Here is a 25,906-nt window from a genome sequence, read left to right on the forward strand (position 1 = left end):
GGGTCGTGACCGTCCTCTATTTTTGTGCCTGGGGGAAGCTTTTTGGCTCTTACCAATACTCCTATACTTTCCCGCAAGTTTTCCATTTTTCTCAAACAAGAATCTAAAAAAGCCCCTGTACACTTGGAACTGTACCAGGGAGATGCGGTACATAAGCACTGAAGATGAAAGGATGGAGCAAATATGTTTAGCAAAGCAAAACTGGGTATGCTTTTGGGCACGATGGCAGCGGTTTTGAGTATCGGGAGCTTGGGAAGCGCCTTGGCAGCAGATACAGCGCAAACAGAGGCGCAAGCACAGCAAGCGAACAAACCGGCAGAGGTGAAGTTCGCCTTCAACAAGCAAGGGCACCCAGGCGGATTCGCGAAAGGAATTTTCTTCAAAGAAAACAATGAGCTTTTGTCCTTGCTCAAGCTCGATGCCGCCAAGCTGCAGGAAGAACTGAAAGCAGGCAAGACCTTGGCGGCTGTAGCGGAAGCGCAAGGCGTATCCGTGGATGATGTGGTAGCCTTGCTGGTAAAAGAGCAGGAAGCCAAATTGAAAGAAGCAGTGGAAGCAGGCAAGCTGACGCAGGAGCAAGCCGATAAAATGAACGAAAACGCCGCAGAACGCGTAAAACAAATGGTACAAAACACGCATCCAGGCAAAGAACCAGGCAGAGGCTTCGGATTCGGCTTCGACAAAAACGAAGAACTGCTGTCCTTGCTGAAACTCGACGCTGCTAAGCTGCAAGAAGAGCTGAAAGCAGGCAAGACCTTGGCAGCCGTAGCAGAAGCACAAGGCGTATCCGTGGATGATGTGGTTGCGCTGCTGGTAAAAGAGCAGGAAGCCAAATTGAAAGAAGCGGTGGAAGCAGGCAAGCTGACGCAGGAGCAAGCCGATAAAATGAATGAAAACGCCGCAGAGCGCGTAAAAGAAATGGTGCAAAACACGCATCCGGGCAAAGGACCAGGCAGAGGCTTCGGATTCGGATTCGGCTTCGACAAAAACGAAGAACTGCTGTCCTTGCTGAAACTCGACGCCGCCAAGCTGCAAGAAGAGCTGAAAGCAGGCAAGACCTTGGCAGCTGTAGCAGAAGCACAAGGCGTATCCGTGGATGATGTGGTAGCCTTGCTGGTAAAAGAGCAGGAAGCAAAATTGAAAGAAGCGGTGGAAGCAGGCAAGCTGACGCAGGAGCAAGCGGACAAGCGCAACGAGGAACTGGCTTCCCGGGTGCAAAAAATGGTAGAAGGCAGCTTTGAGAAATTCGCCACCATGAAACACAACCTGAAAAAAGAAGAGCAAGGTACAGCGAACGAGCGATAACAGCGCTGCTTAACAGTCAGGCGGGAGCCCATCTCGCCTGACTTTTTGCGTCTTTGCTTCCCACTGCGCACGATGAAATATCTTTCGCCACGCAAAATATCGCTCCGGGATTGCGAGCAGTCGGCCGATTTGCCCTTGTACGTCCGTGTTTGCAGGAGGAAAAAGGACCATACCCGAATTGACACGCACCGGGCAAACACGATACATTCAAGGTAACTTATACCGTAATGAGGTGCATACTGTAAGATGAAAAAACCGTCTACCGAAGTTTTGTACCAGGAGGAGTCGGCCTACAAGGACATGCTGTTGCGAAAAAGCTGGCGCATGCGCATTGGGGAGACTGTCGCCTTCGTTTTGGGCATGATGATTCTCTCCCAGTTTTTCCCCAGCAATGACACGACCTTCAAAGTGCTTGCCTTCGCGATTGCGATTGCGGTCGTCGGTCTGTCGCCGTTCCTGTACAAGGCGATGCTGCGTCCTGTGTACAAGCTGACGAAGACTCACCTGATTGTCAGCATCTCCGGAAAAGAAACCAGCTACCCGCTGTCAGAAGTGGAGCAGATTTACGAAGGCCGCCATTTCTACCGCCTGGGGGGCAAAAAAGAATCGCTGATGGTTTCCAGACAGTTTCTCAGTCATTTGAATGAGCGCTTGTTTTACTATCGAAAAGGGAACAAGAGGAGATAGATATGAAACCGTTTTCTCGTGACACTTGGGTTGAGGTTGATTTGAACGCCATCCGGGCCAATGTCGAGACGTTCCGCGGCCATCTGCCGAAAAGCACAGGCATTATGGCAGTCGTCAAGGCAGACGGCTACGGTCATGGCGCTGTGCATGTCGCCAGGGAGGCGCTGGCGAGCGGTGCCGACTCTCTGGCAGTAGCCATGCTCGATGAAGCGGTCATCTTGCGTAAAGCAGGCATTGACGCGCCGATTCTGGTGCTCGGGTACACCCCGGCAGATTCGGTCGAGACGGCCAGCAGACTGAAAGTAGAACTGACGGCGTACAGCACGGAATGGATTGTTTCAGCGAATCAGAGACTGCAGCAGGCCGAGCTTCGCCCTGTTGGTGTGCATGTCAAAACCGACACAGGCATGGGACGTCTGGGGGTTCGGACGACAGCAGATTTGCTGGAAGTGGTAGCAGCGCTTGAAAACAGCGCCAAACTCGAATGGACAGGCATTTTCACGCACTTCGCCTGCGCGGATGAACCGGATACGACCCATGTGCGAGGACAACACGAGATGTTTCAATCCTTTTTGCAGGCGCTGCGCGAGCAAGGCAAAAAGCTGCCGAAAGTTCACTGCTGCAATACAGCGGCAGCAATCGCTTTTCCTGATTGGGGGTATGATACGATCCGTTTAGGCATAGGTTTATACGGATTGTATCCTTCGCCGTACATGAAAGAGCGCGCAGACGTCCGCCTTGTCCCTGCCCTCTCCCTGAAAACCAAAATTGCGCATGTAAAAACCGCCGTAGAGCCGTTTACGGTCAGCTATGGCGCTACGTACACAGCAAAGCCCGGCGAGCGGATTGCGACGTTGCCGATCGGATACGCAGACGGGTATTCCCGCCTCTTGTCCAATCGGGGAGAAGTGTTGTACAATGGTTCCCGCTATCAGGTTGTCGGGCGAGTCTGCATGGACCAGATCATGGTCAGGCTGGAGCCGGGCTTAGGGCAGGTCGATGAGGAGGTCGTTCTCTACGGCAAGCAGGGTAATGAGGAAATCTCACTGGATGAGGTTGCCGCGTTGCTTGGAACGATCAACTACGAAGTCCCCTGCATGCTGAATTACCGGATTCCGCGCGTCTATGTTCGCAACAAGGAAGTGGTCGAGGTGTTTCATCCGTTGGCGATGAAACATGCGCCAGAAAAAAATGTAAATAACTAGCAAGCAAAAAACAGCAGGAATTTTCATCTCAAGCGCGAATATTAGTTAAGCGCAAATGCGGGCTTTTTTGCTTGAAAAGCGAACGGATAGGTATATTTTTGCAGTGGTTTCGACATAATGGTATTGTTCATGCTGGCCGTTCTTTCAAGAACTGGCATAGTAGATGGAAGTTACGGTCATGGTTGGAGGTGGATTTGTCTTGTCGAAGTCAAACACAAAACGCATCATGATCAGTTTGCCGCAACACTTGCTACAGGAAGTGGATGGCGTCATTCAAAAGGAGAAATCCAATCGCAGCGAATTTATTCGCCAGGCGATGCATTTGTATTTGAAGGAGCGTAAAAAACGTACGATCCGAGAGACAATGCAAAAAGGGTATATGGAGATGGCGAAGATCAATCTGAAAATGGCATCGGAGGCTTTTGGCGCTGAGGAAGAGGCTGACCATACTCTTGTCCGCTTAGTTAGCGGGGTGTGACCAGTGATTGTCAAACGTGGCGATGTATTTTTCGCGGACCTGTCACCGGTCGTTGGCTCTGAGCAAGGAGGCGTGCGGCCTGTTTTAGTCATTCAGAACGACATTGGAAATCGATTTAGTCCGACGGTCATCGTCGCAGCCATTACGGCCCAGATTCAGAAGGCAAAACTGCCTACGCATGTGGAAATTGACGCAAAAACATATGGATTTGATCGTGACTCCGTCATTTTGTTGGAACAAATACGAACCATTGACAAACAGAGGCTGACTGACAAGATTACTCATCTTGACGACGAGATGATGGATCGGGTCAATGAGTCTTTGCAAATCAGCCTGGGGCTCATTGATTTTTAAAAATGAATTATCATTGGGAGAGGAAAAGCCACTTGGGTGAAGCAAGTGGTTTTTTTGCTGTAGGGGAAGGGAATCGCCGGGTGTGTAGCGAATGTGTTTTGGTAGATAGTAGACAAAATGTGACACGATTTGCTATTACTTCCGAGGTAGAGAAAAAACTTCAATCGCATTCATTTCATGAAATTCTACCTATAAAGTGAGGGCGGAAGGGGTTTTTTGATTGTGGCAGAGCTGTGGTCCTGAGACAATCAAGATTGAACGAGAAGCAGACATTGTAACAGCGAGACAAGTGGGGCGAAACATGTCGAGACAGCTCGGCTTCGGTACAATCATGCAGTCCCGAATCGCCACTTCCATCTCAGAACTGGCGCGCAACATTTATTTGTACGCTGGCAGTGGGACGATTACGATAGCGCCGATCGTTCGCAACGGAGTGCTCGGCTTGCAGTTGACAGCAATAGATGCGGGGCCGGGAATCCCGGACATCCGCAAGGCAATGGAAGACGGCTATTCGACTTCCGGTGCGCTTGGAGCAGGATTGCCTGGTGTCAGGCGCATGATGGATGAATTTGAAATCCACAGTTCACCCGGCGAGGGCACGCGTGTAGTCGTTGTGAAGTGGAATGGCCCGATAGAGGAGGGGGTGTAATGGTAACCCGAAGCCTGGAAGAAGAGTACGTAAAGCTTCTTCGGGATTACCTGAACGGCCCGGGCGAGGATCAGCTTTACTTCGCCCAGCAGATGGGCAAATGGCTGCTTGCACATGACGTCTCGCCAGAGGAACTGACAGACATGCATGGGCGGGCGTTGGAAAAGCTGGGGGAGGTACCGGAGTTTGTGCGTGCCTCCTTTTCTATCCTGACCGAAGTGATGATTGAATACGGCAACGAGCACCGATCCGTACATAGCTGGCGAAGCAGGCATCAACAGATGGAAGCGGAGCTGACAGTGGCGCAGGCGATGCAGAAGAGGCTTTTGCCCAATCAACTTCCCGATTATCCCGGACTGGAGATCGGTGTCGTCAGCATAGCGGCAAAGCAAATATCGGGCGACTATTACGATTTTATTTGCCAGGATCGAGAGCGGTTTTGCCTGACCGTCGCGGACATTACCGGAAATGGCATTTCCGCTGCCATGTGCATGTCCATGCTCAAATACGCCATAGACAGCTTGCGGGAGATGCCGCTTGGTCCCGACGAAATGCTCCGCCACCTCAACCGGATTGTCGGACGCAATATCGACCCGAGCATGTTTGTAACCATGCTCTACGGGGCTTACGATACACATCAGCATTGTTTCCGCTACGCAGTGGCGGGGCACGAGCCGGGCTTTTTGTACCGGGCTGCGGAAGGGGTGTTTTACGACTTGGCGGGCCAAGGCTCCGTCCTGGGACTATGCCCGAACAGCGAATACGAGGTGCAGGAAGTTCGGCTGGAAGCGGGAGATATTCTGATTCTTTTGACAGATGGTGTAACGGAATGCAAAAAAAACCGATACTATTTGCAAAGGGATGAGCTCGTCCTTCAGATACAAGCCGAACTGGGCGTCCATGCCCAGAAAATGGCGAACGCCCTGTACAACAGGTTGCTTGCGCTCTCCCAATTTGAACTGCAGGATGACTACACCATGATCGTACTTCGCAGAACGTGAAGCAATGCAAGGGAGGGAGATGGCGATGGATTTGTTTTTGAAAACCACCAGCCAGGATACAGAGCATCGAGTGGTCCTTGGAGGCGATATTGATGCGCATACCGGGCCGAAAGTGAAGGAGACGCTCATGTCCCTCGCGAACGAGCCTGGTACACGCCGCCTGTTGATTGACTTGGAAGCTGTCGAGTACATGGACAGTACGGGCATAGGAATTTTCATCGCGGTCATGAAAGCATGCAAGCAAAAAGAATGCGCGTTTGAGGTTCAAAAGTTGTCTCCACGCGTGGAAAGGCTGTTTCGCATCACGGGCTTGTACGAACATATTGCCATCCGCAAAGGAGAGAGCGAGTAATGGCGGAACAAAAACCTCAGGCTGACGTGATCCGGTTGATGCTGCCCAATCAGACGGAATATTTGGGTGTAGCGCGGCTTACGGTGTCCGGGATCGCGAATCGCATGGGCTTTTCCTATGAGGAGATTGAGGACATCAAGCTGGCGGTAGGGGAAGCGTGCACGAATGCGGTGATGCACGCGTACAAGGGAAAAGAAGAGGTTGGCTTTATCCACATCGAATGTCAGGTTTTTTCGGATCGCCTCTGTATCGAGGTAAGCGATCAGGGGATCGGATTTGCCAGTGAGCTGATACCGGAACAACTGACACCGATTTTTGCAGGAAGAGACCTGGAGGATCTGGATGAGGGGGGTCTCGGGCTTTATCTGATCCACACGCTTATGGATGAAGTCGTGATTCGCTCGGAAGCGGGAGTGGCGGTCTCCATGACCAAGTACGTTCGGCGGGATGGGGTGGCTGGCGATGACTGGACAAATTCGGAAACAGAAGTATAGTCCGGAGGAACTGCGGCGGCTCATTCACCTGTATGGACAGACGCGAGACGACAGCTTGCAGGAGCAACTGGTGACAGCCTACACTCCTCTGGTAGAGACGTTGGCCAAAAAGTTTGTGCGCGGACAAGTCATGTACGAAGACCTCGTTCAAGTGGGAATGATCGGCTTGCTCGCTTCTTTGCGCCGGTTCGATCCTTCCTTTGACAGAACATTTGAAAGCTATGCGATCCCGACCATCGTCGGGGAAATCAAACGGTACATCCGCGACAAGACGTGGAGCGTCCATGTTCCGCGTCGGGTGAAAGAGCTCAGCCCGAAGATCAAGCGCGTAGTGGACGAACTTACAGCCAAGCTGCAGCGTTCGCCGCAAATCTCGGAAATCGCAAGCTGCCTGGGTGTGACGGAAGAAGCTGTCCTGGAAACGCTGGAGATGGGACGGAGCTACCATTCCCTGTCCATGGACAGCGAGCTGGAGGCAGACAACGACGGCAACACGATCACGCTGCTGGATCTCGTCGGCCAGCAGGAAGCGGGCTACGGACAAGTCGAGCAAAACCTGATGCTCGACCGGGCACTGCACGTTCTGGACAAGCGCGAAAAAGAAATCATCCATTTAACTTTTTATCTAAACTTGAGCCAGAAGCAGGCCGGAGACATCATGGGCTTGTCCCAGATGCACATTTCCCGCTTGCAGCGCAGGGCGCTGGGCAAGCTGCGGGAAGCTTTGCGGGTAGAGCAACTGGATACAGCGAAGACAGCGACATAGACATAACGGGAAAACGGGGAAGAGAAGAGGAGCGAATGCGCCTCTTTTTTGCGTTTTTCCAGACACTGTTAGCAAATATGGTACAATAAACGGCGAAGTACGAGCGCAGGAGGAATGTATGGAGCTTACATTGATGATCCAGACAATTGCCCAGGATACGGGCGTCAAACCTCATCAGGTGGAACGCACGGTTGCCCTTTTGGATGAAGGCAATACGGTTCCCTTCATTGCCCGTTATCGCAAGGAGATGACCGGGCAGTTGGACGAAACGCAAATTCGGGCGATTGAGGAACGCGTGCGTTATTTGCGCAACCTGTCAGTACGAAAAGAAGAAGTAATCCGGCTCATCGAGGAGCAGGGCAAGCTGACGGAGGAACTGAAGGCAGCAATTGAGCGGGCAACGAAGCTGCAAGAGGTGGAAGACCTCTACAGACCATATCGGCAAAAACGTCGCACGCGCGCGACGATGGCCAAGGAAAAAGGGCTGGAGCCGCTCGCCAACTACTTGCTGAGCCTGCCCAAGACAGGCGATCCCGAGCAGGAAGCCCAAAAATACGTGGACGCGGAAAAAGGCGTGGAAACTGTCGCGCAAGCTCTGCAAGGGGCGATGGACATCGTCGCCGAGCACTTTTCCGACGATCCGGACATTCGCCAGTGGGTTCGTCAGCGCACCGTGCAAAAAGGACTGCTGCTGACCGAGCAAAAGGCAGAAGAAGCAGACGAGAAAAACGTCTATCAAATGTATTACGCATACAGCGAGCCGTTGAAAAAAGTCGTTCCGCACCGCGTGCTCGCCATCAACCGCGGAGAGAGCGAAGGCATTTTGAAGGTGACAGTCGAAGCGCCTGTGGCAGAAATTTTAGCCTGGATGCAGCGGCGGCTCATTCCCCGTGACACTGTCGTGCGCTCTTTGCTGGAGCAGACGATTGAGGATGCGTACAAGCGCCTGATCGCCCCGTCGATTGAGCGCGAGGTGCGCGCGGAGCTGACAGAGGCGGCAGAAGAGCGGGCCATCCACATTTTTGCGGAAAACTTGCGCAATCTCTTGCTGCAGCCTCCCGTCAAAGGCAAAGTCGTCCTGGGCGTCGACCCGGCATACCGGACAGGCTGCAAGCTGGCAGTCGTCGATGAGACGGGCAAGTTGCTGGAAGTAGCGGTCGTCTATCCGACTCCTCCGGCAAACAAGGTGGCAGAGGCTTCGGCAAAAGTCCGGCAGCTGATTGAAAAGTATGAGGTCAGTGTGATCGCGATTGGCAACGGCACAGCTTCCCGGGAGACCGAGCAGTTCATTGCCAACCTGCTGAAAGAGTTGAAGCGCCAGGTCATGTACATCATCGTCAACGAAGCGGGGGCATCGGTGTACTCGGCTTCCGCACTGGCCAAGGAAGAGTTTCCGGACCTCGATGTGGCGGAGCGAAGCGCTGTCTCCATCGCGCGTCGCCTGCAGGACCCGTTGGCCGAGCTGGTCAAAATCGACCCGAAATCGGTTGGCGTAGGCCAGTACCAGCACGATGTTTCCCAGGCGAAGCTGGCGGACAGCCTGCAATTTGTCGTTGAGTCGGCGGTCAACCACGTCGGGGTAGACGTCAACACCGCTTCTCCTTCGCTTTTGCAGTACGTTTCCGGCATCAGCAAGCAGGTAGCGGGCAACATTGTGAAAAAGCGCGAAGAGATCGGCATGTTCACGTCGCGCGCCCAGTTGAAGGAGGTTCCGCGGCTCGGAGCGAAGACGTATGAGCAGTGCATCGGCTTTTTGCGCATTTTCGAGGGCAGCGATCCGCTGGACAAGACCCCGATTCACCCGGAGTCGTACCCGGCTACGCACAAGCTGCTTGCGATGATCGAGATTGCGCCGCAGGAGATCGGCAGCGAGCGCTGCAAGGAACGTCTGCAGTCGCTAAATATCGAGCAGACGGCAGAACGGCTCGGCATCGGAGTGCCAACGCTTGCGGACATCGTGGAAAGCCTCCTGCGGCCCGGTCGCGACCCGCGCGACGAGCTGCCGAAGCCGCTTTTGCGCAGCGACGTGCTTCAGCTCTCTGACCTTGGCGTCGGAATGAAGCTGCAGGGCACCGTCCGCAACGTGGTCGACTTCGGTGCGTTTGTCGATATCGGTTTGAAAAATGACGGTCTCGTCCACATTTCCCGTCTGAAAAAAGGCTTCGTCAAGCATCCGCTCGACGTCGTCACGGTGGGAGACATCGTCGACGTGTGGGTCGCAGAGATCGATGAAAAACGCCAGCGCGTGGGGCTGACCATGATCGCTCCCGGCGAGGCGTAAGGCACATAAAAAGGCGGCCTCCTGCTACTCGGGACGGCCGCCATGTTTTTCCCAATATAAGAACCAGCAACTGTTCAGCAAACGAATCTGTCGAACGTCCTTCCCACTGAAGGCACGCTGCAACTGCTTACGCATCCACTGGGGCATGTAGGTACCTCCTGGAATTATTCGCCTATTGGCAATGTATGCGCAAAGGCGGCCAGGAGGTACTTATTTTCCCAAAAACTTATTCTTCGTCACGCAAAAATTCCAGTTGGGCTTGTAAAGCGCGAATCTCGGTCAACAGCGAAATCAAAGGGTACTGGCTCTCCGGGAGAGCCGCAAAACGCTCTTCCAGACTGCTGACGTAATCCAGTCCATCCACGATAGCAAGCTCGCTTCCCAAAAGCTCCAGGTCAGCGCATTCTGCCAGCACGGTCGGCAGCTCGGGCCGATCCGCGATGGTCAGCTTGTCGATTTCCTTGTGCAGTCGCTTGAACAGGGCAACAAGCTGGTACATATGCGTTTCCGGCAACGCAACGAACTTCAGCCCGACTTTTTCCTGCAAAATCAAATAGCGCATAAGCTCCTCCAAACCAATCTACTTTTCTTCCACCCAGTGTAGCCTATCTATCTGGCACTTTTCAACAGGAACTGCTATCGTGAACAGTAGAGAGGGGCGGTAGAGAGGATATGACCGATACGGAATTGCAAAAGCTGGTGGAGCAAATATCCAGTCAATTTTTCGCCAAGCCGTTTCGCCATCGGGCCCGCTTCAACAAGCGACTCCGCACGACAGGCGGGCGGTATTTGCTGCGCTCTCACGACATTGAATTGAATCCCAGGCATCTGGAGGAGCACGGAGAGGCGGAGCTGGTTGCGATCATCAAGCATGAGCTGTGCCACTATCACCTGCATCTGGAGAAAAAAGGCTATCGCCACGCGGACCAGGACTTTCGCAGGCTGCTTGCCCAGGTTGGCGGAAGCCGATACTGCCAGCAGGTCAGCACGGGACGCACCGTTTTGCCCTATCGCTATGAGCTCATCTGCCGGGCGTGCGGGATGACATATAAACGCAAGCGCAAAATGGACCCTTCCCGCTATCGCTGCGGGCGCTGCAGAGGGGGGCTGGAGCTGCGAGAGCTGAAAGAATAGCGGCCTCGTAACGGGCACCGGCTTTCTTGCACGCGTTTTGACAGCAGAGGTATAATGGACTCACTATGCAAAAAAAGGAGCGTTTGTGGTGGCACATGATGAATTTTCCCTGATCCGGCAATGGACGAGCCGTTCGGACGGACAGGAGAAAGACGGCTTGACCGTCGGGCTCGGGGACGATGCCGCCGTTTTTTCTCCTGCGCCAGAGATGGAAGTCGTGGCCTGCTGTGATGCGATGGTGGAGACGGTCCACTTTTTAAAAGAAACGATGAGCCCAAGCGACATCGGCTACAAGGCGGTCACGAGCAACGTAAGCGACGTCGCGGCGATGGGCGGCTACCCTCGCTATGCACTGGTCAGCATCGCGGTAGCGCCGCACTGGACGCCGGAGGAATGCCAGAGCATTTACGACGGGATATACGCCGCGTGCGAAGCGTACAACGTGAGAGTTATCGGCGGCGATACGGTTTCCGCCCCGGATGCCCTGCACCTGTCTGTCACCGTGCTCGGCGAGGTGGAAAAAGGACGCGCGATTCGCCGCTCGCAGGCGCGACCAGGACAGGTCGTGTTCGTGACGGGGCACGTAGGCAGCTCTGCCGCCGGGTTGCATTTGCTGCTGCACGACAGGAAAGCAACGGTTGAGTCGTCCGGCCGCTGGGCGAAACTGATCGAAGCCCACCAGCGTCCGCGCGCGCAGGTGGAGGCGGGCAGGCTGCTTCTGGAATCGGGGGCGTGCGGCGCGTTAAATGACGTGAGCGACGGCTTGGCCTCCGAGCTGTGGGAGATCGCTGAAGCAAGCTCTGTCAGCATTTGCGTCGATGCGGACAAAATTCCTGTCAGCGAGGATGCGCGCGCCTATGCGCTCCTGAGCGGGAAAGACCCGCTCGATTGGGCGTTTTACGGCGGAGAGGACTATCAACTGGTGGGAACGCTTGACGCCAGCCAGCTTGAGGCGGTGCGTGCGCGGTTTGCGGCAGCAGGCATTTTGCTGACCGTCATTGGCGAGGTAGAGGCGGGCAAGCCTGCCCAGTCGAAGCTGTCCCTGCGCTCAGGCGACAGCCGCACCGATCTGCCCAAGGCAGGCTACAATCATTTCAGGCAGCGCGAGTAAGCGAGGAGTGGATGAGAAATGGGCTATACGTGGAAGCTTGCGGGCGCAGAGGAAACGCAGCGCTTTGCCGAGCAACTGGCAGAACGTCTTGCACCGGGCGACTTTCTGGCGCTGGAGGGCGACCTGGGAGCGGGAAAAACGACGTTTACCCAAGGATTGGCGCGCGGACTTGGCATTCGCCAGGTAGTGAACAGTCCGACGTTTACGATCATAAAAGAATATCAGGGGCGTTTGCCGCTTTATCATATGGACGTCTACCGGGTGGGCGATGATCCCGATTCACTCGGCCTGGACGACTACTTTTTTGGCGAAGGGGTTTGTGTGGTAGAGTGGGCTTCGCTGCTTGCGGATTACTTGCCGGAGGATCGGCTGACGGTCTGTCTGCGCAAGACTGGCGAGGAAGCGCGGAGCATCGAGCTTTGTCCCCAGGGAGAGCGTTACGTGAAATTGTGTGAGGAGTTTGATTTTGATGCGCGTACTGGCGATTGATACATCCAACCTGGTGTTAAGTGTTGCGGTTGTGGAGAAGGAGCGCGTTCTCGCGGAAATGACGACGAACCAGCAAAAAAACCATTCGGTACGGCTGATGGACTGCATCAGCGAACTGCTGGATGCGACAGGAACTTCTCCCGAGCAACTGAGCGGCTTTGGGGTAGCGAACGGCCCAGGCTCCTACACAGGAGTGCGCATCGGCGTGGCTACGGCAAAAAGCATGGCCTGGTCGCTCGATGTGCCTGTCATCGGCGTGTCCAGCCTCGAAGTTGTCGCCATGAATGCCTTGGGCTTCCCAGGGCTGATTGTACCGCTGTTTGACGCTCGCCGGGGACAGGTGTACTCGGGCTGCTACCGCACAAACGGCCTGGATTCGGTAGAAGTGCAGGGAAAAGAAAAAATCGTCTTGCTGCGGGAATGGTTGCCGCAGCTCAGGGACATGGCGCAGGGAGAGCCCATTTTGTTTTTGGGCGAAGATGTGCGGATGCACCGGGAGACGATTGCGCAGGAGCTTGGGGAGCAGGCCCGTTTTGCCACTCCAGCCTTGAACCACCCGCGCGCAGCCCATATCGGATATGCAGCGCTGCGCAGACTGCAGGACGGAGGCAGTGCGCACGAGCTTGTCCCTGAATATTTGCAGCTGGCGGAGGCAGAAGCGAAGTGGCTTGCCCAAAAGCAGGCGGGGGCCGTAAAGGAGTAGAAGCATGAGCCAACAACCAATTGAATTGGAATATCGTTTCATGACGATGCAGGACGTAGGGGCTGTGGCCGAGCTGGAACGGTTGTCGTTTTCCACTCCCTGGCCGCACGAAGCATTCGTCAACGAGTTGACGAAAAACCCGAATGCCCGCTATGTCGTCGCCGTCCACCAAAATCGGATCGTCGCATACTGCGGCATGTGGATCGTGCTTGACGAGGCCCATATTACGAACGTGGCCGTGCATCCGCTGTTTCGCGGGAAAAAAATCGGTCTGGGGCTGATGTTTAAGATGATGGGAGTCGCGAAGATGTTGGGAGCAAACAGCATGACGCTGGAAGTACGGCCCTCCAACACCGTCGCGCGCAACTTGTACACCAAGCTCGGCTTCCGGGAGCATGGCGTGCGCAAAAGATACTATTCGGATAACAATGAGGACGCAATCATTATGTGGGTGACTTTGTAATGAACAAGACCAAGACGTCGCGCTACGAGATGCGCATACAAGAAGCCTGGGAGGCGCAGAAAAAGTCCGGCGCACCCGTGTACATTTTAGGGATTGAAACGAGTTGCGACGAGACTTCGGCCGCTGTCGTCCGCGATGGCCGGGAGGTGCTGTCCAATGTCATCGCTTCCCAAGCCGATATTCACAAGCGCTTCGGTGGTGTCGTGCCGGAGGTCGCTTCCCGCAGGCACGTGGAAAACATCACGCTGACAATTGAGCAGGCTTTGACAGAAGCAGACAAAAAGCTGGAGGACATTTCCGCCATCGCGGTGACATACGGCCCTGGCCTCGTAGGTGCGCTCCTGGTTGGCGTGGCGGCGGCGAAAGCCATTTCACTGGCGCGCGGAATCCCGCTCATCGGCGTTCATCACATCGCAGGCCATATTTACGCGAACCGGCTGGTGCAAGAGATGGAATTCCCGCTCATCGCCCTGGTCGTCTCCGGCGGCCATACCGAGCTCGTCTGGATGAAGGAGCACGGCCAGTTCGAGATTTTGGGAGAAACGCGGGACGACGCCGCTGGCGAAGCCTACGACAAGGTAGCGCGCGCGCTGAATCTGCCGTATCCCGGCGGGCCGCACATCGACAGACTCGCGCACGAAGGGGTAGCGAACGTGCCGCTGCCGCGCTCCTGGCTGGAGCCGGACTCGTACGATTTCAGCTTCAGCGGCTTGAAGTCGGCGGTACTCAACACACTGCACAACGCCGCGCAGCGGGGAGAGACGATTGAGCCGGCGAACTTGGCCGCGAGCTTCCAGGATTCGGTAACAGAGGTGCTGGTAGAAAAAACGATTCGGGCGGTGCGTAACTGCCAGGCGAAGCAAGTGCTGCTGGCGGGCGGCGTGGCAGCCAATCGCGGTTTGCGGGAACGGCTGCAGGCACGCTGCGAGGCGGAAGGCATCCCGCTTGTCATCCCGCCGCTGTCGCTTTGCACGGACAACGCCGCGATGATCGCGGCCGCAGGCTATATCAAGTACGAAAAAGGGCAGTTCGCCGCGCTCGATCTGAACGGCGTGCCTGGCTTGTCGCTAAACGAAAACGAGCAGTAGCTGGATAAAACAAAACAGCAATGGGGCAGTCTCAAAAGTCGTGATTTCGACTTCGAGACGCCCCTTTTTTCGTTTCGCGAGTCTTGTCTACTTCGCCTGGAAAGCCCGCCCGCGGGCAAACACTTGCTGCCAGTCTCTCCCCGTCAAGCGAGCTGTGCACCGCCTTTGAATCCGCCTCGTACCTGCTGTTGCCCAAGCTTTTTCAGCTTTATCCACAAGTTCAGGATAACTTTCCCGGTTGTTCTCGCAGCCACCTGTGAATACTGGTGATAACACGAAAAATGACCGGGAAATTCGCGTATATCCTGTGGATTATTTTGTGGAATATGTGGATAAAAGACTCTGGTTATCAACAGGAGGAACACCGTGAAAACAAGACTCGTGTGGATTTTTGGGGGCATCCTGATATTGTTTTTCCATACAAATTGCGGAAATGCGCTTGCTGCCAACGAACAGCGCCAGGTCGTCATCCTGTTTGCAGAGGGGCTGTCTTTTTCCGATCTGGAAAAGCTGAAGCGCCTGCCGCCTGTGGATAAGTGGATTGGCGAGGCGGCAGCAGGTGCGCTGTCCATGCGCACGCCAGGTCCGCGGACGGCGGCCAACGGTTACTTGCTGATGGGCAGCGGCACGCAGGCTCTCTACACCGAGCGCAGCGGTACGGCCTATCACCCGCAAGAAGCGCTCTCTCCCAAAGAGACGGCGGGAGAGCGGATGCAGGAGCTGGGCGGGTACCAGGCGCAGGACCTGGCGCGCTCTGCCATCGTTTTTCCCGGTATTTTCCGGCTGCACGAGGATAACCGGGACAAACCGTATTCTGCCCGACTTGGGCTGTTGGGCACGACGCTTGCCGCGCACAAGATTCGCGTAGCGTCCTACGGCAACGGGGATGTGGAGGAAGTCAGACAACGGCACGCTGTCCTGTTTGCCATGGACCAGGAGGGAAGAGTTCCGGCAGGCGACGTGTCTGGGAAAAACACGCTGCCCGCTCAAGGGTATCCGTACGGGGTGAAAACGAATTACGATTACCTGCGCGAGCAGATTCGGGCTGACCGCACATCCGGCCTGATTGCGGTACAGCTTTCCGACTTGTCACGCCTGTACCAGCTTGGCCCGGATATGGAGCCGGGGCAGTTTGCCAGACAGTATCAGCGGGTTTTGCACGATCTGGCGCAGTTTCTCGACGAGTTGCTCTCTGTGCGCGGGAAAAACCAACTGGTCATGCTCGTGTCGCCAGCAGTCAACCCGGCAGCCGCAAAAGAAAAGGCGCTACTGTCGCCGCTTTTGAGCTGGTCAGGAGAAGGAAAGGGCCTTTTGAGCTCAGCGACGACGCGGCAATCCGGCCTGGTCAGCGGACTCGACGTGTTGCCTACGGTTTTGTCCTGGCTGGACGTGCCCGTTCCGAAAGGCTTGGCGGGCCATGTCATGCACAGCGTTGGAGGAGGGACACTGCCGATGCTGCTCCACCAGGTGGAGAACATTCATCATACGTACGCCACGCGCTCTTCGGTGCTCTATACCTATGTCATGCTGCAAATCGTGACATTGGCATTCGCGGCATTGCTGTGGCTGTGGGGCAGGAGAAAAGAAGGCGCAGGCTTGTCCCGCCTGCGCAGAGGTGTCCGTCTGGCGCTGCTTGCCCTGCTCTGGTTTCCCTTTTTGCTTTTGGCCGAGAGCTTGCTCGATTGGCGCGTTCACGGTTCAGTTATTCTCGGGGCGATCATTATGGCAGGGCTGGCAGCGGCCTTTTGGCAGGAAAACCACTCCTTTGCCCGGATTACGCTGACGACAAGCGCCGTAACGGTTGCCGCCTTGCTGCTCGACGGCTGGTCGGGGGCGACGCTGATGCGGCAGTCGTTTCTCGGCTACGACCCGGTGATCGGGGCGCGCTTTTACGGCTTGGGGAATGAATACGAAGGCGTCTTGATCGGGGGAACGATTATGCTGATCGCTTCTTTGTACCAGCTTTACCGGGAAAAGAGCCGGACACTTCCCGGGACGAGCCTGCTTGTGCCTGCCGTCTCGGTCGCTATTTGCGCTGTCGTACTCTACTATATGGTCGCGCCGGATTTGGGCACAGACGCGGGCGGCTTTCTCGCCGGGCTGGTCGGCTTTTTTGTCGCTTTTTCCCGGCTGCACGGCTGGCGCATCGGCAAAAAAGGCCTCCTGCTTCTGGCAGGCGGCCTCATGCTTGGCGTTATAGGGTTGGTGGCAGTGAGCCTCGTTTCCGAAAAGCCGCCCACGCACGTCGGGCGAGTCGCCCAGCAAATGATGGGGGGCGAGTGGGCGGACGTCTGGCAGATGGTCGAGCGGAAGCTGGCGATGAACCTGCGGTTGATTCGCGTCTCGATCTGGAGCAAGGTGTTTGCCGTTTCGCTCATCGTCCTGGGGCTGCTCGCCCTGAAAAACGACCGCTTTCTCCGCCATCTGGCACAGGATACACCCTATCTGGTAAATGGCTTCGCAGGCGTCATTGCCGGAGCGCTGGCGGGACTTGCGCTCAACGACTCGGGCATCGTGACCGCTGCGACCTGCATTTCGTTTCTCGTCGTGCCCGCGCTGTACGCGGCGCTTTCGGAGCCGACACAGGAGCGCTGCTCGACGTGAGCCACCGCCAGATACGCTCATGCACCCAGACAGCCGCTTGCTTATTCCTCTGACAGCGCGCTCCATTCATCGTACAGCTGCTCCAACTCCTGCTTGGCGGCTTGGATCAGGTCGTTACGCTCTTTGGCTTGCACGTGATCGCTGTAGATTTCCGGGAGACACAGCTCTTCCTCCCATTTGACGATGTCGGCTTCCCGCTTTTGAATCGTCGCTTCGATTTCTTCCAAACGGCGCTGGCGTTGACGCTCGCGCCTTTTTGCTTCCTTGTCCAGCTCGTAGGACGACTTTTCCGGCTGGGCTGCCGCAGTAGACCCTTGCTTTTTCACCGGCTGCGCCGCTTGCTCGGCAGCGAGTTCGGCCAGCTCCTGCTTTTTCTCCACGTAGTAATCGTAGTTGCCCAAATAGCTGGTCACGCCTTCGCCTGTCAGCTCCAGTACGCGAGTGGCTATCTTGTTCAGGAAGTAGCGGTCGTGGGAGACGAACAGGATCGTGCCTGGATAGTCGTAGAGTGCGTTTTCCAGCACCTCTTTGCTATAGATGTCCAGGTGGTTCGTCGGCTCGTCAAAAATCAGGAAGTTGGCCTGCTTCAACATCAGCTTCGCCAGCGAGACACGGGCGCGCTCCCCGCCGGACAGATCGCTGATTTTCTTTTGCACATCGTCGCCGCTGAACAGGAAGTTGCCGAGCAGCGTCCGCACGTCCTTTTCCAGCATGTGCGGATACTCGTCCCAGATTTCGCCGAGCACCGTGTTGCGCTCGTTCAGATTGCGATGCTCCTGATCGTAGTAGCCGATCGTCACATTGCTGCCAAAATGCACGTCGCCTGCGAGCGCCTTCAGTTGTCCGACAATCGTTTTCAGCAAAGTCGACTTGCCGATCCCGTTTGGCCCGACCAGGGCGACCCGTTCCTCGCGTTCGATTTCAAACGTCAGGCCGCGGGAGAGGACGGCATTCGGATAGCCGACAGACAGGTTGTTTGCCTTCATGACGATTGTTCCGCTCATTTTGGCTACGTCGAAGGAAAAATTCACGGACTTGTTCTGCATGATCGGCTTGTCCAGGCGCTCCATTTTTTCCAGCGTCTTGCGTCTGCTTTGCGCCCGCTTGGTTGTGGTGGCGCGGGCGATGTTGCGGGCGATGAAGTCTTCCAGCCTGGCGATTTCCTCCTGCTGCTTCTCGAAGCGCTTCAGCTCCTGCTCCAGCCGAGCCGCCTTTTCATCGAGGAAGCGGCTGTAGTTGCCCACGTACCGGGTAGCGCGAGTCCGCTCGATTTCATAGACGACCGTCACCAGCTTGTCGAGGAAGTAGCGGTCGTGGGAGACGACGAGAATCGCGCCCGGATAGTTTTGCAAGTACGTTTCCAGCCAGGTAAGTGTCTCAATATCGAGGTAGTTGGTCGGCTCGTCCAGCAAAAGAATCGTCGGGGATTGCAGCAAAAGCTTCGCCAGTGCCAGCCTTGTCTTTTGTCCGCCGCTCAGCGTCTTGATCGGAGTCTGGTAGTCCATGTCTGCAAAGCGCATGCCGTGCAGGACGCCGCGGATGGCTCCTTCGTAGCTGTAGCCGCCTTTTTCCTTGAATGCCTCCGAGCGGAGCGAATAGTTCTCCAAAATTTGCTGATAGCGCTTTTCGTCTGCAAGCACGTCCGGATCGCCCATTTTGGCCTCCAGCTCCCGCAATTCCTTTTCCTCTGCCCGCAAATCGTCAAAGACGCTCAGCATCTCATCCCAAATACATCGCTCGGATTCAAGCCCGCTGTTTTGCGCCAAATAGCCGATGGTCACATCTTTCGGGATGCGGACCAGCCCGCTGTCGTAGCTCAGCTCGCCCGCGAGTATTTTCATCAAGGTAGATTTGCCCGCGCCGTTCACGCCGACAAGCCCAACCCGCTCTCCTGTTTGTATTTGCAGAGAGATGTCCTGTAGAATGGTTTCGATGCCATATGTTTTTTCTATATGTTCAGCCTGCAGCAAAATCATCTGATTCACCTCTTTATATTGTAATGCAAGTGTAGCCTAGAGAACGCGCACGGGACAACCCTTCTGGGGGCGGTCCTTGTGCGGCAAGGAGAGGGGAGAGGTTGTCATGGACCCAAAAACGAATAAAAAACAGCTGCGGAGCCATATTTTGGAGAGGCGCAAAGCCATGCCGCCAGACGAGCGTAAGCAATACGCGGAGCAGATCTGCCGCCATCTGCTGGAAAACGAGCGGCTCGCGGCAGCGGGGGCAATCATGGCCTTTCATCCTTTTGGCGACGAAGCAGACATTTTGCCGTTCATTCAGGAGGCGATGAAAAGAGGGCAGGAAATATGGCTGCCTCTCGCCCTTGTCGAACAACGCCGCCTGATTCCTTACCGCTATACAGGACCGGAAATGCTCAAAGAGGGCGTGTACGGGATCATGGAGCCGAACCCGGCAAAGGCCGAGGAAGCAGAGCTTGCCCGCCTGGATGCCGTCGTCGTGCCCGGCGTGGCATTTGACAGGCAGGGCGGCAGAATGGGCTACGGCGGCGGTTTTTACGACCGGTTCCTTGCCGGGCTGGACAGGCTGCCTTATTTAGTCGGCGTCGGCTTCTCCATGCAGGTAGTCGAGCATGTTCCGCTTGAGCCGCACGATATCCGCCTGAATGGCATCGTGACGGAAAACGGCTTTTTTCAATCGTGAAGGTTTTGTGTCAGGAGGTTCCTTTTTCTTGCTGTTCCCTCTACACTATGGACAAAAAAGTGTACAATACTAACGAATGAGAAAACGGAGGAATGGACTGTGGGCAAATGGAAGGTAGGCGTTATCTCGGCGAGTGATTCGATTGCCAGAGGGGACCGGGTTGATGACCGGATTCCTATCATTCGCAATCTGACAAGGGAATGGCTGGACGTAGATGTAGCTGTCTACCGTGCCGTTACTGATGATATGGAAGAACTGCAGGAAAACATGATTGAACTGGTGGACCGTGAAAAATGCGACCTGCTGATCGTAACCGGAGGAACAGGTCTTAGCCCGCGCGACGTCACGCCGGAAGTGACCGCCTGGGTGATCGACAGAAAAGTTCCGGGACTCGCGGAAGAAATGCGCCGCGCCGGCCTGCAGCAATCCCGCCGGGCGATGTTGACGCGCGCGGTAGCGGGAACACGCGGCAACTCGCTCATCATTAACCTCCCCGGCAATGCAAAAGGTGTCGAAATCTGCTTCAACGCCATCGGCGACATGCTCGCGGATGCCTTGCACATTTTGCAAGGGACAGGAGAAGCCAATGAAGATTGGGGAGGATTGGGTTGGTAGAAAAACCGAAATTGCGGGAGGTTCCGGTGCGGGAAGCCATCGGCATGATGCTGCCGCACGACATGACGCAAATTTTGCCCGGTGAATTTAAAGGCCGCCTGTTCAAAAAAGGACATGTTGTCACGGAAGCGGATATCGAACCGCTTTTGTCCATTGGCAAGGAACACATTTACGTGCTGGAGATGCCAGAAGGCTTCATTCACGAGGAAGAGGCGGGCATCCGGATTGCCAAGGCTGTATCCGGTCAAGGCTTGACGCTCACGCCTCCATACGAAGGCAAAGTCTCGATAAAAGCATCGCGGACGGGACTTGCCAAAATCAACGAGGAAGCCGTACATGCGCTGAACGCATTGGAGGGCATTGCCTTCTCCACGGTTTACGGCGATCAGGTCGTGCACCCTGGCCATACGCTCGCTGCCACCAGAATCATTCCGCTAATTATCGAAGAAGAGCGCATTGTGGAGCTGGAAAAGCTCGCCAAGCAGTTTGACGGCCCGATCGTCGAGGTGAAGCTGTTCCAGGAAAAGCAGGTGGGGCTTGTGACGACCGGAGGAGAAGTGTTTTCCGGGCGAATCGAAGACAAATTCGGTCCTGTGATCCGCAACAAGGTAGAAGCGCTCGGCTCTACCCTGGTCGGTCAACGCTTTGCTCCAGACGACAAAGAGGCGATTGAACAACAGATTCGCTCGTTTCTGGACGAAGGGGTTGATCTGGTGCTCGTCACAGGCGGCATGTCCGTCGACCCTGATGACAGGACTCCGGGTGCGATTGCCGGAGTGGGGGCGGAAGTGGTCCGTTACGGCACGCCGATGCTGCCAGGCTCCATGTTGATGGTCGCCTACAAAGGGGACGTTCCGATTCTTGGCCTGCCTGGTGCTGTCATGCATGAGCCGTTTACCTCGTTCGATGTATTTTTGCCGCGCATTCTTGCAGGGGAACGAATTGTCGCTTCCGACATGACGAGACTCGGTTATGGCGGTTTACGGAAGTGTTAGCTGGTTAGACTGGCAAATAACAGGATAAGGGAGTGAAAAGCATGGGTTCGATTGGAATTCCTGGCTTGATTTTGATTCTGGTGTTGGCGTTGGTGCTCTTCGGGCCGAAAAAGCTGCCGGAGCTGGGACGAGCAGTAGGTCATACATTGAGAGAGTTTAAAAACGCAACGCGCAGCCTGACGAGCGACGACGATGACGATGATGCGAAAAAGAAGGAGCTGGCTGAAAAAGAAGCACCAGCAAAAACGGCTGTCGTCACGGAGAAGGACGCCCTTGACCGCGAAAAAATCGAGCGGGAAGTGCGTGAACGCCTGGAGCGCGAGCGTCTGGAAAAAGAAATTCGCGAAAAGCTGGAAAAGGAACGCCTTCAGATGGAAAAAGAGCAGCAGAAGGCCTAATCAGGTAAGGTGGTTGCCATGAACGATCAGGAAATGACAGTGGTTGAACACCTAACGGAGCTGCGAAAGCGCATCATGTGGGTGCTGGCTGTTTTCGTTGCCGCACTGATAGTTGGCTTTTTCTTTGCCGGTCCGTTGATTGAGTATTTGAAGCAAGAGCCGATTGCCGATGGCGTGCCGATTATTTCCCTGCACCCATCCGATGTTCTTCGCGTCTACATGCAGTTCGCCTTTTTGATTGGTGCGGTCGTGACCTTGCCTGTTGCGCTCTATCATCTTTGGCGCTTTGTCTCGCCAGGCTTGCAGGAGCATGAGCGACGCGGGGCGCTTTACTTTATACCCGCAGCCTGTTTTCTTTTCATTACGGGCATTTTGTTTGGGTATTACATCGTTTTTCCGATGATTATGCAGTTCATGACGGGTATGACCGAGACGATCGGGGCTGATCCGAACTACGGGATTGCTGAGTATTTCGGTTTCCTGTTCAACATGGTCATCCCTTTTGGCGTCCTGTTCCAGTTGCCGATTATCGTAATGTTTCTGACCCGCTTGCGCATCCTCAATCCGATGCGGCTGGCAAAGGCGAGACGGTTCGCTTATTTCGGGTTGGCTGTGATCGCGATTACTTTGACGCCTCCCGATATTGTCAGCGACGTTTTGGTAACGATCCCGCTTTTGCTGCTCTATGAATTCAGCGTTTGGCTGTCGAGCATCGTCTACCGCAAGCAATTGCAGGAAGAAGCAGAGTGGGAAAGAGATTTCGGCGGCTTTGAAACGGATGAGATGGTACGATAAGGTCGATAACAGAGAGACCCCTTGCTATTTGTACTGATACGGATAGCAACGGGGTCTTTTTTTTCATGCCGCACATAGCGGCAGGGCAGGCTGCCCACAGGAAAGCATCGGCTCTGCTTGCGACAGGGACGATGCTTTTTTGCTGAGTTCGAATGACCACAGACAGGTGGGAGATACTAGAAAAGTTATGAACAGGAGGTGGTAGAGCAACATGTGGCTGATCCTATGTCTGACCTTGCTTTTTTCGGCTGGCTCCGCCAATGGCGGCGAGCAGGTAGAGCTGTTCGATTCAGACAAGCAGCAGGTTGTTGCGACGTTTGCCAATTCAGACGAGTTTCAAAAAGAGGCGCAGCAACTGCTTCGCACCGTTAGCGGGCGGGTGCTGGAGCTGAACCCGTCACTCGACCACGCGATGATCGTCAAAATCCCGCTGGCACCGCCGCAAAGATTGCAGCATGCCCCGTCTGGCATCGACGCCGAAATCGCGGAGATGTTCGTCATCATGCCGAAAAAAGGAGGCAGGCGCCCGTATCTGATTTTGCACACCAAAGAATATGAGACGGTTGTGGTCGAGTTTTCGGGAGCGGTGGATCAACTCAGGTCAAGCGTCCGTTTGCGTTGACGGCACCTTACTTGAGCGGCGTGAGGAAGGTCTGCGTGTAATAGTCGGTGATGACGCCGACGCCAAGCTGGGTGAAGTCTTTTTCCAGGATGTTTTTCCTGTGGCCGGGGCTGTTCATCCAGCTTTCATGTGCTTCGATTGCGTCAGGATAGCCTGCTGCGATGTTTTCTCCCGCCACGCTGTAGGTGATTTTGGCCTGCTTCAGCCGATCAAACGGGCTGCTTCCGGTCGTCGCGGAAACATGATCGAAATAATCGTGCGTTTCCATGTCCAGGCTGTGGGCCCTGGCTACTTTTGCCGCTTCCTCGTTCCATTCCAAGGGAGGCAGTTTGTAGCGATAGCGGGTGACATTGACGAGATCGAGCGTTTGCCGCTCATGGGCCAGGTTGACCTGCTCCTGTTCACCCACGCTCAAGGCCGGGGGATCGAAATCCGGGGCTTGTCCCTGGTACGTCCATTTCGTCTCGTAAAACCCGCCGCGCAAAAGCATTTGCGTATCGATCAGGCGCAGACCAGTCACCTTGCTGCCGTTTTGCTTGTCCAGATAAAAGATGTGCGGAATCCCGTTCTTCATGACGAGCGGACGCTGCTCTTTCTGGTTGGTTATCTGGATGTTGGCGCCCATGTAGGAAAAAGAGATCGTATTTTGCGGGTTGTACTGCCGTTCGAGCGCTTGCAGGCTGCTGCCCACCCCGATATTGCCCAGTGTTGCGGTTGGGGCGAGAGAGTACAGGTCAACTACTTTTCCGTTTGCGATGCCCACCTGGACGTACCGGGCCGGATCACGGTTGTACACCCACCACTCGTAGCCAAGGCTGCTCGGCTCTTTGCGCGATGGCTCGCCCAGCAGCCTGCTGACCTCCTTGGATGGCATCCCGATGCCAAGACCAAACAGCGTGGCGGGCGGTTGCTGTGCCGGAGCGACTGTAGCTGGTGCTTTTTCAGGAACAGCTTTTGCCGGAGCGCTTGCGGGTATGGCCTCGTCCGGCTTGGTGGAAGCGGGGGAAGTGCTGTTGTCGGCAGGCAACTCCGCAGGGAGCGTCGGCGGCTGACCGACCCAGGCAAAATGGGAGGCCTCGTCCCAGCCAACCGGTTTGTTCAGGTGCCGTCCAATCATGGAAAGCGGGACGTAGAGCGTTCCCCGATACTCCAGGGAAGCGGGCACCTCCTGGCCTTTTTCTGTGTAGTACCCTTGCTTTCCGCCAGTGGCGATCTCCCGTCCGTCCCAAAAGATGGCGGAAGGGTAAATGTTTACTCGTATAAAGGAAGTGGTGTCGGAAGAAAACAAACGGCTGATTCCCAGCACTCCAAGGGCAATCAGAACGATCCAGAGCCATTTCTGCATGGACATATCCCTCCTTGGCAGGCTTGTCTACTCGTATGTTTGATTTATATGAGCCAGTCTGTTTGCTAGAACCTTTTTGCTAGAAAAATCAGCTGCTTGAGAGCCTGCAAACGAAGAATTGCAGTTGGGAAAAAATGAGGGAAACTACTTGCAAAGTACATAGCGATTCATTATTATAGGAATTGGGTGTTAGCACTCATAACGAGCGAGTGCTAACAACAGATAAATTTGTTTACCTACATTTGAGGAGGGTGTTTTTAGTGCTTAAGCCATTGGGTGACCGTGTGGTAATCGAAGCTATCTCCAAAGACGAAACGACTGCAAGCGGTATCGTTTTGCCTGATACTGCAAAGGAAAAACCGCAAGAAGGCCGAGTAATCGCAGTTGGTTCTGGCCGTGTTGCCGACAACGGCGAGCGCATCGCTTTGGAAGTTAAAGAAGGCGATAAAGTAATCTTCTCCAAATACGCTGGTACCGAAGTAAAGGTAGACAATAAAGAATACCTCGTGCTGCGCGAATCCGATATCCTCGCGATCATCGGTTAAGGCTCTTGACATAGGAATTCGAACACAAAACACATAACAGGAGGTAGAGTTTAGATGGCTAAACAAGTCAAATTCTCTGAAGACGCTCGCCGCTCCATGCTCCGCGGTGTGGAAACTTTGGCAAATGCAGTAAAAGTAACTCTCGGTCCAAAAGGACGCAACGTGGTTCTGGAGAAAAAATTCGGTTCTCCACTGATTACTAACGACGGCGTAACCATCGCGAAAGAAATCGAACTGGAAGACGCTTACGAAAACATGGGTGCGCAACTGGTTAAAGAAGTTGCGACCAAAACAAACGACATCGCCGGTGACGGTACTACCACTGCAACTGTTCTGGCTGCAGCCATGATCCGCGAAGGTCTGAAAAACGTAACAGCTGGTGCTAACCCGATGATTATCCGTCGCGGTATGGAAAAAGCTGTTCGCGCTGCTGTAGAAGAAATCAAATCTATCGCGAAGCCGGTTGAGAACAAGTCCTCTATCGCACAAGTTGCTGCGATTTCCGCTGACGATCAAGAAGTAGGTAACCTGATCGCAGAAGCTATGGAAAAAGTGGGCAAAGACGGCGTTATCACCGTTGAAGAGTCCAAAGGCTTCGTAACTGAGCTGGAAGTAGTAGAAGGTATGCAATTCGACCGCGGCTACGCTTCCCCTTACATGATTACTGACACTGACAAGATGGAAGCGGTTCTGAGCAACCCTTACATCCTGATTACTGACAAAAAAATCTCCAACATCCAGGAAGTTCTGCCTGTACTGGAGCAAG

General features: G+C 54.9%; 30 protein-coding genes (1 of these 30 only partly in view). 26 read left to right on the forward strand and 4 right to left on the reverse strand.

Features of this window, described 5'->3' with window-relative positions:
• Positions 1-183 precede the first annotated feature (183 nt).
• The 11 genes from AAFJ72_RS02495 to AAFJ72_RS02545 all read left to right on the forward strand — a co-directional run bounded on the left by AAFJ72_RS02495 (position 184) and on the right by AAFJ72_RS02545 (position 9,572).
• Positions 184-1,305 carry a hypothetical protein gene (locus AAFJ72_RS02495; RefSeq protein WP_432775942.1) on the forward strand — a complete coding sequence of 374 codons (1,122 nt, stop codon included), beginning with the start codon at positions 184-186 and terminating at the stop codon, positions 1,303-1,305.
• A 246-nt stretch (positions 1,306-1,551) separates the two neighbouring features.
• Positions 1,552-1,992 (forward strand): hypothetical protein, encoded by a 441-nt coding sequence (locus AAFJ72_RS02500; protein ID WP_122905451.1) that lies wholly within the window; start codon positions 1,552-1,554, stop codon positions 1,990-1,992.
• 2 nt (positions 1,993-1,994) lie between these two features.
• On the forward strand, positions 1,995-3,197 hold the full coding sequence (gene alr, locus AAFJ72_RS02505; RefSeq protein ID WP_432775943.1) for an alanine racemase: 1,203 nt from the start codon (positions 1,995-1,997) through the stop codon (positions 3,195-3,197).
• A gap of 178 nt (positions 3,198-3,375) precedes the next feature.
• Positions 3,376-3,675 carry a CopG family ribbon-helix-helix protein gene (locus tag AAFJ72_RS02510; RefSeq protein WP_025845698.1) on the forward strand — a complete coding sequence of 100 codons (300 nt, stop codon included), beginning with the start codon at positions 3,376-3,378 and terminating at the stop codon, positions 3,673-3,675.
• 3 nt (positions 3,676-3,678) lie between these two features.
• Positions 3,679-4,029 carry a type II toxin-antitoxin system PemK/MazF family toxin gene (locus tag AAFJ72_RS02515; RefSeq protein ID WP_005830205.1) on the forward strand — a complete coding sequence of 117 codons (351 nt, stop codon included), beginning with the start codon at positions 3,679-3,681 and terminating at the stop codon, positions 4,027-4,029.
• Positions 4,030-4,249: 220 nt separating this feature from the next.
• Positions 4,250-4,678, forward strand: a complete 429-nt coding sequence (locus AAFJ72_RS02520; RefSeq protein ID WP_122905453.1) for an anti-sigma regulatory factor — start codon at positions 4,250-4,252, stop codon at positions 4,676-4,678.
• Complete coding sequence (locus tag AAFJ72_RS02525) at positions 4,678-5,679, forward strand: PP2C family protein-serine/threonine phosphatase (protein WP_432775944.1); 1,002 nt, start codon at positions 4,678-4,680, stop codon at positions 5,677-5,679. Before AAFJ72_RS02520 ends, AAFJ72_RS02525 begins: the two co-directional genes overlap by 1 nt.
• Positions 5,680-5,704: 25 nt before the next feature.
• Positions 5,705-6,031 (forward strand): STAS domain-containing protein, encoded by a 327-nt coding sequence (locus AAFJ72_RS02530; protein ID WP_432775945.1) that lies wholly within the window; start codon positions 5,705-5,707, stop codon positions 6,029-6,031.
• Complete coding sequence (rsbW, locus tag AAFJ72_RS02535; RefSeq protein WP_432775946.1) at positions 6,031-6,525, forward strand: anti-sigma B factor RsbW; 495 nt, start codon at positions 6,031-6,033, stop codon at positions 6,523-6,525. Before AAFJ72_RS02530 ends, rsbW begins: the two co-directional genes overlap by 1 nt.
• Positions 6,494-7,291 carry an RNA polymerase sigma factor SigB gene (sigB, locus tag AAFJ72_RS02540; RefSeq protein ID WP_432775947.1) on the forward strand — a complete coding sequence of 266 codons (798 nt, stop codon included), beginning with the start codon at positions 6,494-6,496 and terminating at the stop codon, positions 7,289-7,291. The genes rsbW and sigB overlap by 32 nt, the downstream gene beginning before the upstream one ends.
• A 118-nt stretch (positions 7,292-7,409) precedes the next feature.
• Positions 7,410-9,572: a Tex family protein gene (locus tag AAFJ72_RS02545; RefSeq protein WP_432775948.1), complete on the forward strand. Its 2,163-nt coding sequence runs from the start codon at positions 7,410-7,412 to the stop codon at positions 9,570-9,572.
• Positions 9,573-9,596: 24 nt separating this feature from the next.
• On the opposite strand, the gene cmpA is transcribed toward AAFJ72_RS02545, so the two are convergent.
• Entirely contained in the window at positions 9,597-9,719 is a 123-nt protein-coding gene (gene cmpA, locus AAFJ72_RS02550) for a cortex morphogenetic protein CmpA (RefSeq protein ID WP_005830216.1), read from the reverse strand.
• A gap of 79 nt (positions 9,720-9,798) precedes the next feature.
• The gene (locus AAFJ72_RS02555) at positions 9,799-10,134 is read right to left on the reverse strand and encodes a hydrolase/acyltransferase (protein WP_432775949.1); all 336 of its coding nucleotides are present in this window, start codon (positions 10,132-10,134) and stop codon (positions 9,799-9,801) included.
• A gap of 110 nt (positions 10,135-10,244) precedes the next feature.
• On the opposite strand from AAFJ72_RS02555, the gene AAFJ72_RS02560 reads away from it, so the two are divergent.
• The 7 genes from AAFJ72_RS02560 to AAFJ72_RS02590 all read left to right on the forward strand — a co-directional run bounded on the left by AAFJ72_RS02560 (position 10,245) and on the right by AAFJ72_RS02590 (position 17,164).
• Positions 10,245-10,706, forward strand: a complete 462-nt coding sequence (locus AAFJ72_RS02560) for a SprT family protein (RefSeq protein WP_432775950.1) — start codon at positions 10,245-10,247, stop codon at positions 10,704-10,706.
• An 88-nt stretch (positions 10,707-10,794) separates the two neighbouring features.
• A complete protein-coding gene (gene thiL / locus AAFJ72_RS02565; protein WP_432775951.1) occupies positions 10,795-11,817 on the forward strand; it encodes a thiamine-phosphate kinase in 1,023 nt (340 codons plus the stop codon).
• Positions 11,818-11,835: 18 nt separating this feature from the next.
• Positions 11,836-12,306, forward strand: coding sequence for a tRNA (adenosine(37)-N6)-threonylcarbamoyltransferase complex ATPase subunit type 1 TsaE (gene tsaE, locus AAFJ72_RS02570; RefSeq protein WP_122905462.1), 471 nt, complete (start codon positions 11,836-11,838; stop codon positions 12,304-12,306).
• Positions 12,287-13,009, forward strand: coding sequence for a tRNA (adenosine(37)-N6)-threonylcarbamoyltransferase complex dimerization subunit type 1 TsaB (gene tsaB / locus AAFJ72_RS02575; RefSeq protein ID WP_432775952.1), 723 nt, complete (start codon positions 12,287-12,289; stop codon positions 13,007-13,009). The genes tsaE and tsaB overlap by 20 nt, the downstream gene beginning before the upstream one ends.
• 4 nt (positions 13,010-13,013) lie before the next feature.
• Positions 13,014-13,472 (forward strand): ribosomal protein S18-alanine N-acetyltransferase, encoded by a 459-nt coding sequence (gene rimI / locus AAFJ72_RS02580; protein ID WP_432775953.1) that lies wholly within the window; start codon positions 13,014-13,016, stop codon positions 13,470-13,472.
• Positions 13,472-14,560 carry a tRNA (adenosine(37)-N6)-threonylcarbamoyltransferase complex transferase subunit TsaD gene (gene tsaD, locus AAFJ72_RS02585; RefSeq protein ID WP_432775954.1) on the forward strand — a complete coding sequence of 363 codons (1,089 nt, stop codon included), beginning with the start codon at positions 13,472-13,474 and terminating at the stop codon, positions 14,558-14,560. The genes rimI and tsaD overlap by 1 nt, the downstream gene beginning before the upstream one ends.
• A gap of 366 nt (positions 14,561-14,926) precedes the next feature.
• Positions 14,927-17,164 (forward strand): hypothetical protein, encoded by a 2,238-nt coding sequence (locus tag AAFJ72_RS02590; protein WP_432775955.1) that lies wholly within the window; start codon positions 14,927-14,929, stop codon positions 17,162-17,164.
• Positions 17,165-17,205: 41 nt separating this feature from the next.
• Here the strand turns inward: AAFJ72_RS02590 and AAFJ72_RS02595 are convergent, their stop codons facing one another.
• Positions 17,206-19,140 carry an ABC-F family ATP-binding cassette domain-containing protein gene (locus AAFJ72_RS02595; protein ID WP_432775956.1) on the reverse strand — a complete coding sequence of 645 codons (1,935 nt, stop codon included), beginning with the start codon at positions 19,138-19,140 and terminating at the stop codon, positions 17,206-17,208.
• A gap of 106 nt (positions 19,141-19,246) precedes the next feature.
• On the opposite strand from AAFJ72_RS02595, the gene AAFJ72_RS02600 reads away from it, so the two are divergent.
• The 6 genes from AAFJ72_RS02600 to AAFJ72_RS02625 all read left to right on the forward strand — a co-directional run bounded on the left by AAFJ72_RS02600 (position 19,247) and on the right by AAFJ72_RS02625 (position 23,250).
• The gene (locus AAFJ72_RS02600) at positions 19,247-19,825 is read left to right on the forward strand and encodes a 5-formyltetrahydrofolate cyclo-ligase (protein ID WP_432775957.1); all 579 of its coding nucleotides are present in this window, start codon (positions 19,247-19,249) and stop codon (positions 19,823-19,825) included.
• A gap of 99 nt (positions 19,826-19,924) precedes the next feature.
• Positions 19,925-20,440 (forward strand): MogA/MoaB family molybdenum cofactor biosynthesis protein, encoded by a 516-nt coding sequence (locus tag AAFJ72_RS02605; protein WP_432775958.1) that lies wholly within the window; start codon positions 19,925-19,927, stop codon positions 20,438-20,440.
• Positions 20,434-21,435 carry a molybdopterin-binding protein gene (locus AAFJ72_RS02610; protein WP_432775959.1) on the forward strand — a complete coding sequence of 334 codons (1,002 nt, stop codon included), beginning with the start codon at positions 20,434-20,436 and terminating at the stop codon, positions 21,433-21,435. The genes AAFJ72_RS02605 and AAFJ72_RS02610 overlap by 7 nt, the downstream gene beginning before the upstream one ends.
• Positions 21,436-21,476: 41 nt before the next feature.
• Positions 21,477-21,833, forward strand: coding sequence for a twin-arginine translocase TatA/TatE family subunit (gene tatA / locus AAFJ72_RS02615; protein ID WP_432775960.1), 357 nt, complete (start codon positions 21,477-21,479; stop codon positions 21,831-21,833).
• 18 nt (positions 21,834-21,851) lie between these two features.
• Positions 21,852-22,628, forward strand: a complete 777-nt coding sequence (tatC, locus tag AAFJ72_RS02620; protein ID WP_432775961.1) for a twin-arginine translocase subunit TatC — start codon at positions 21,852-21,854, stop codon at positions 22,626-22,628.
• A 211-nt stretch (positions 22,629-22,839) separates the two neighbouring features.
• Positions 22,840-23,250 carry a hypothetical protein gene (locus tag AAFJ72_RS02625; RefSeq protein ID WP_432775962.1) on the forward strand — a complete coding sequence of 137 codons (411 nt, stop codon included), beginning with the start codon at positions 22,840-22,842 and terminating at the stop codon, positions 23,248-23,250.
• Positions 23,251-23,257: 7 nt separating this feature from the next.
• On the opposite strand, the gene AAFJ72_RS02630 is transcribed toward AAFJ72_RS02625, so the two are convergent.
• Complete coding sequence (locus tag AAFJ72_RS02630) at positions 23,258-24,595, reverse strand: CAP-associated domain-containing protein (RefSeq protein ID WP_432775963.1); 1,338 nt, start codon at positions 24,593-24,595, stop codon at positions 23,258-23,260.
• A gap of 260 nt (positions 24,596-24,855) precedes the next feature.
• On the opposite strand from AAFJ72_RS02630, the gene groES reads away from it, so the two are divergent.
• Positions 24,856-25,140: a co-chaperone GroES gene (gene groES, locus AAFJ72_RS02635; RefSeq protein WP_005830242.1), complete on the forward strand. Its 285-nt coding sequence runs from the start codon at positions 24,856-24,858 to the stop codon at positions 25,138-25,140.
• A gap of 54 nt (positions 25,141-25,194) precedes the next feature.
• Positions 25,195-25,906: the beginning of a chaperonin GroEL gene (gene groL / locus AAFJ72_RS02640; RefSeq protein ID WP_432775964.1), read on the forward strand. It continues 911 nt past the right edge of the window; the window shows 712 of its 1,623 coding nt (coding positions 1-712); its start codon is at positions 25,195-25,197; the stop codon falls past the right edge of the window.

Source organism: Brevibacillus gelatini (assembly GCF_050920745.1).
GTDB classification, from domain to species: domain Bacteria; phylum Bacillota; class Bacilli; order Brevibacillales; family Brevibacillaceae; genus Brevibacillus; species Brevibacillus gelatini.

Coding starts and splice junctions, on each gene's coding strand:
- AAFJ72_RS02495 (WP_432775942.1), top strand. CDS start 184: ATGTTTAGCAAAGCAAAACTGGGTATGCTTTTGGGCACGATGGCAGCG.
- AAFJ72_RS02500 (WP_122905451.1), top strand. CDS start 1,552: ATGAAAAAACCGTCTACCGAAGTTTTGTACCAGGAGGAGTCGGCCTAC.
- alr (WP_432775943.1), top strand. CDS start 1,995: ATGAAACCGTTTTCTCGTGACACTTGGGTTGAGGTTGATTTGAACGCC.
- AAFJ72_RS02510 (WP_025845698.1), top strand. CDS start 3,376: ATGGTTGGAGGTGGATTTGTCTTGTCGAAGTCAAACACAAAACGCATC.
- AAFJ72_RS02525 (WP_432775944.1), top strand. CDS start 4,678: ATGGTAACCCGAAGCCTGGAAGAAGAGTACGTAAAGCTTCTTCGGGAT.
- AAFJ72_RS02530 (WP_432775945.1), top strand. CDS start 5,705: ATGGATTTGTTTTTGAAAACCACCAGCCAGGATACAGAGCATCGAGTG.
- rsbW (WP_432775946.1), top strand. CDS start 6,031: ATGGCGGAACAAAAACCTCAGGCTGACGTGATCCGGTTGATGCTGCCC.
- sigB (WP_432775947.1), top strand. CDS start 6,494: ATGACTGGACAAATTCGGAAACAGAAGTATAGTCCGGAGGAACTGCGG.
- AAFJ72_RS02545 (WP_432775948.1), top strand. CDS start 7,410: ATGGAGCTTACATTGATGATCCAGACAATTGCCCAGGATACGGGCGTC.
- cmpA (WP_005830216.1), bottom strand. CDS start 9,719: ATGCCCCAGTGGATGCGTAAGCAGTTGCAGCGTGCCTTCAGTGGGAAG.
- AAFJ72_RS02555 (WP_432775949.1), bottom strand. CDS start 10,134: ATGCGCTATTTGATTTTGCAGGAAAAAGTCGGGCTGAAGTTCGTTGCG.
- AAFJ72_RS02560 (WP_432775950.1), top strand. CDS start 10,245: ATGACCGATACGGAATTGCAAAAGCTGGTGGAGCAAATATCCAGTCAA.
- tsaE (WP_122905462.1), top strand. CDS start 11,836: ATGGGCTATACGTGGAAGCTTGCGGGCGCAGAGGAAACGCAGCGCTTT.
- tsaB (WP_432775952.1), top strand. CDS start 12,287: ATGCGCGTACTGGCGATTGATACATCCAACCTGGTGTTAAGTGTTGCG.
- rimI (WP_432775953.1), top strand. CDS start 13,014: ATGAGCCAACAACCAATTGAATTGGAATATCGTTTCATGACGATGCAG.
- tsaD (WP_432775954.1), top strand. CDS start 13,472: ATGAACAAGACCAAGACGTCGCGCTACGAGATGCGCATACAAGAAGCC.
- AAFJ72_RS02595 (WP_432775956.1), bottom strand. CDS start 19,140: ATGATTTTGCTGCAGGCTGAACATATAGAAAAAACATATGGCATCGAA.
- AAFJ72_RS02600 (WP_432775957.1), top strand. CDS start 19,247: ATGGACCCAAAAACGAATAAAAAACAGCTGCGGAGCCATATTTTGGAG.
- tatA (WP_432775960.1), top strand. CDS start 21,477: ATGGGTTCGATTGGAATTCCTGGCTTGATTTTGATTCTGGTGTTGGCG.
- tatC (WP_432775961.1), top strand. CDS start 21,852: ATGAACGATCAGGAAATGACAGTGGTTGAACACCTAACGGAGCTGCGA.
- AAFJ72_RS02625 (WP_432775962.1), top strand. CDS start 22,840: ATGTGGCTGATCCTATGTCTGACCTTGCTTTTTTCGGCTGGCTCCGCC.
- AAFJ72_RS02630 (WP_432775963.1), bottom strand. CDS start 24,595: ATGCAGAAATGGCTCTGGATCGTTCTGATTGCCCTTGGAGTGCTGGGA.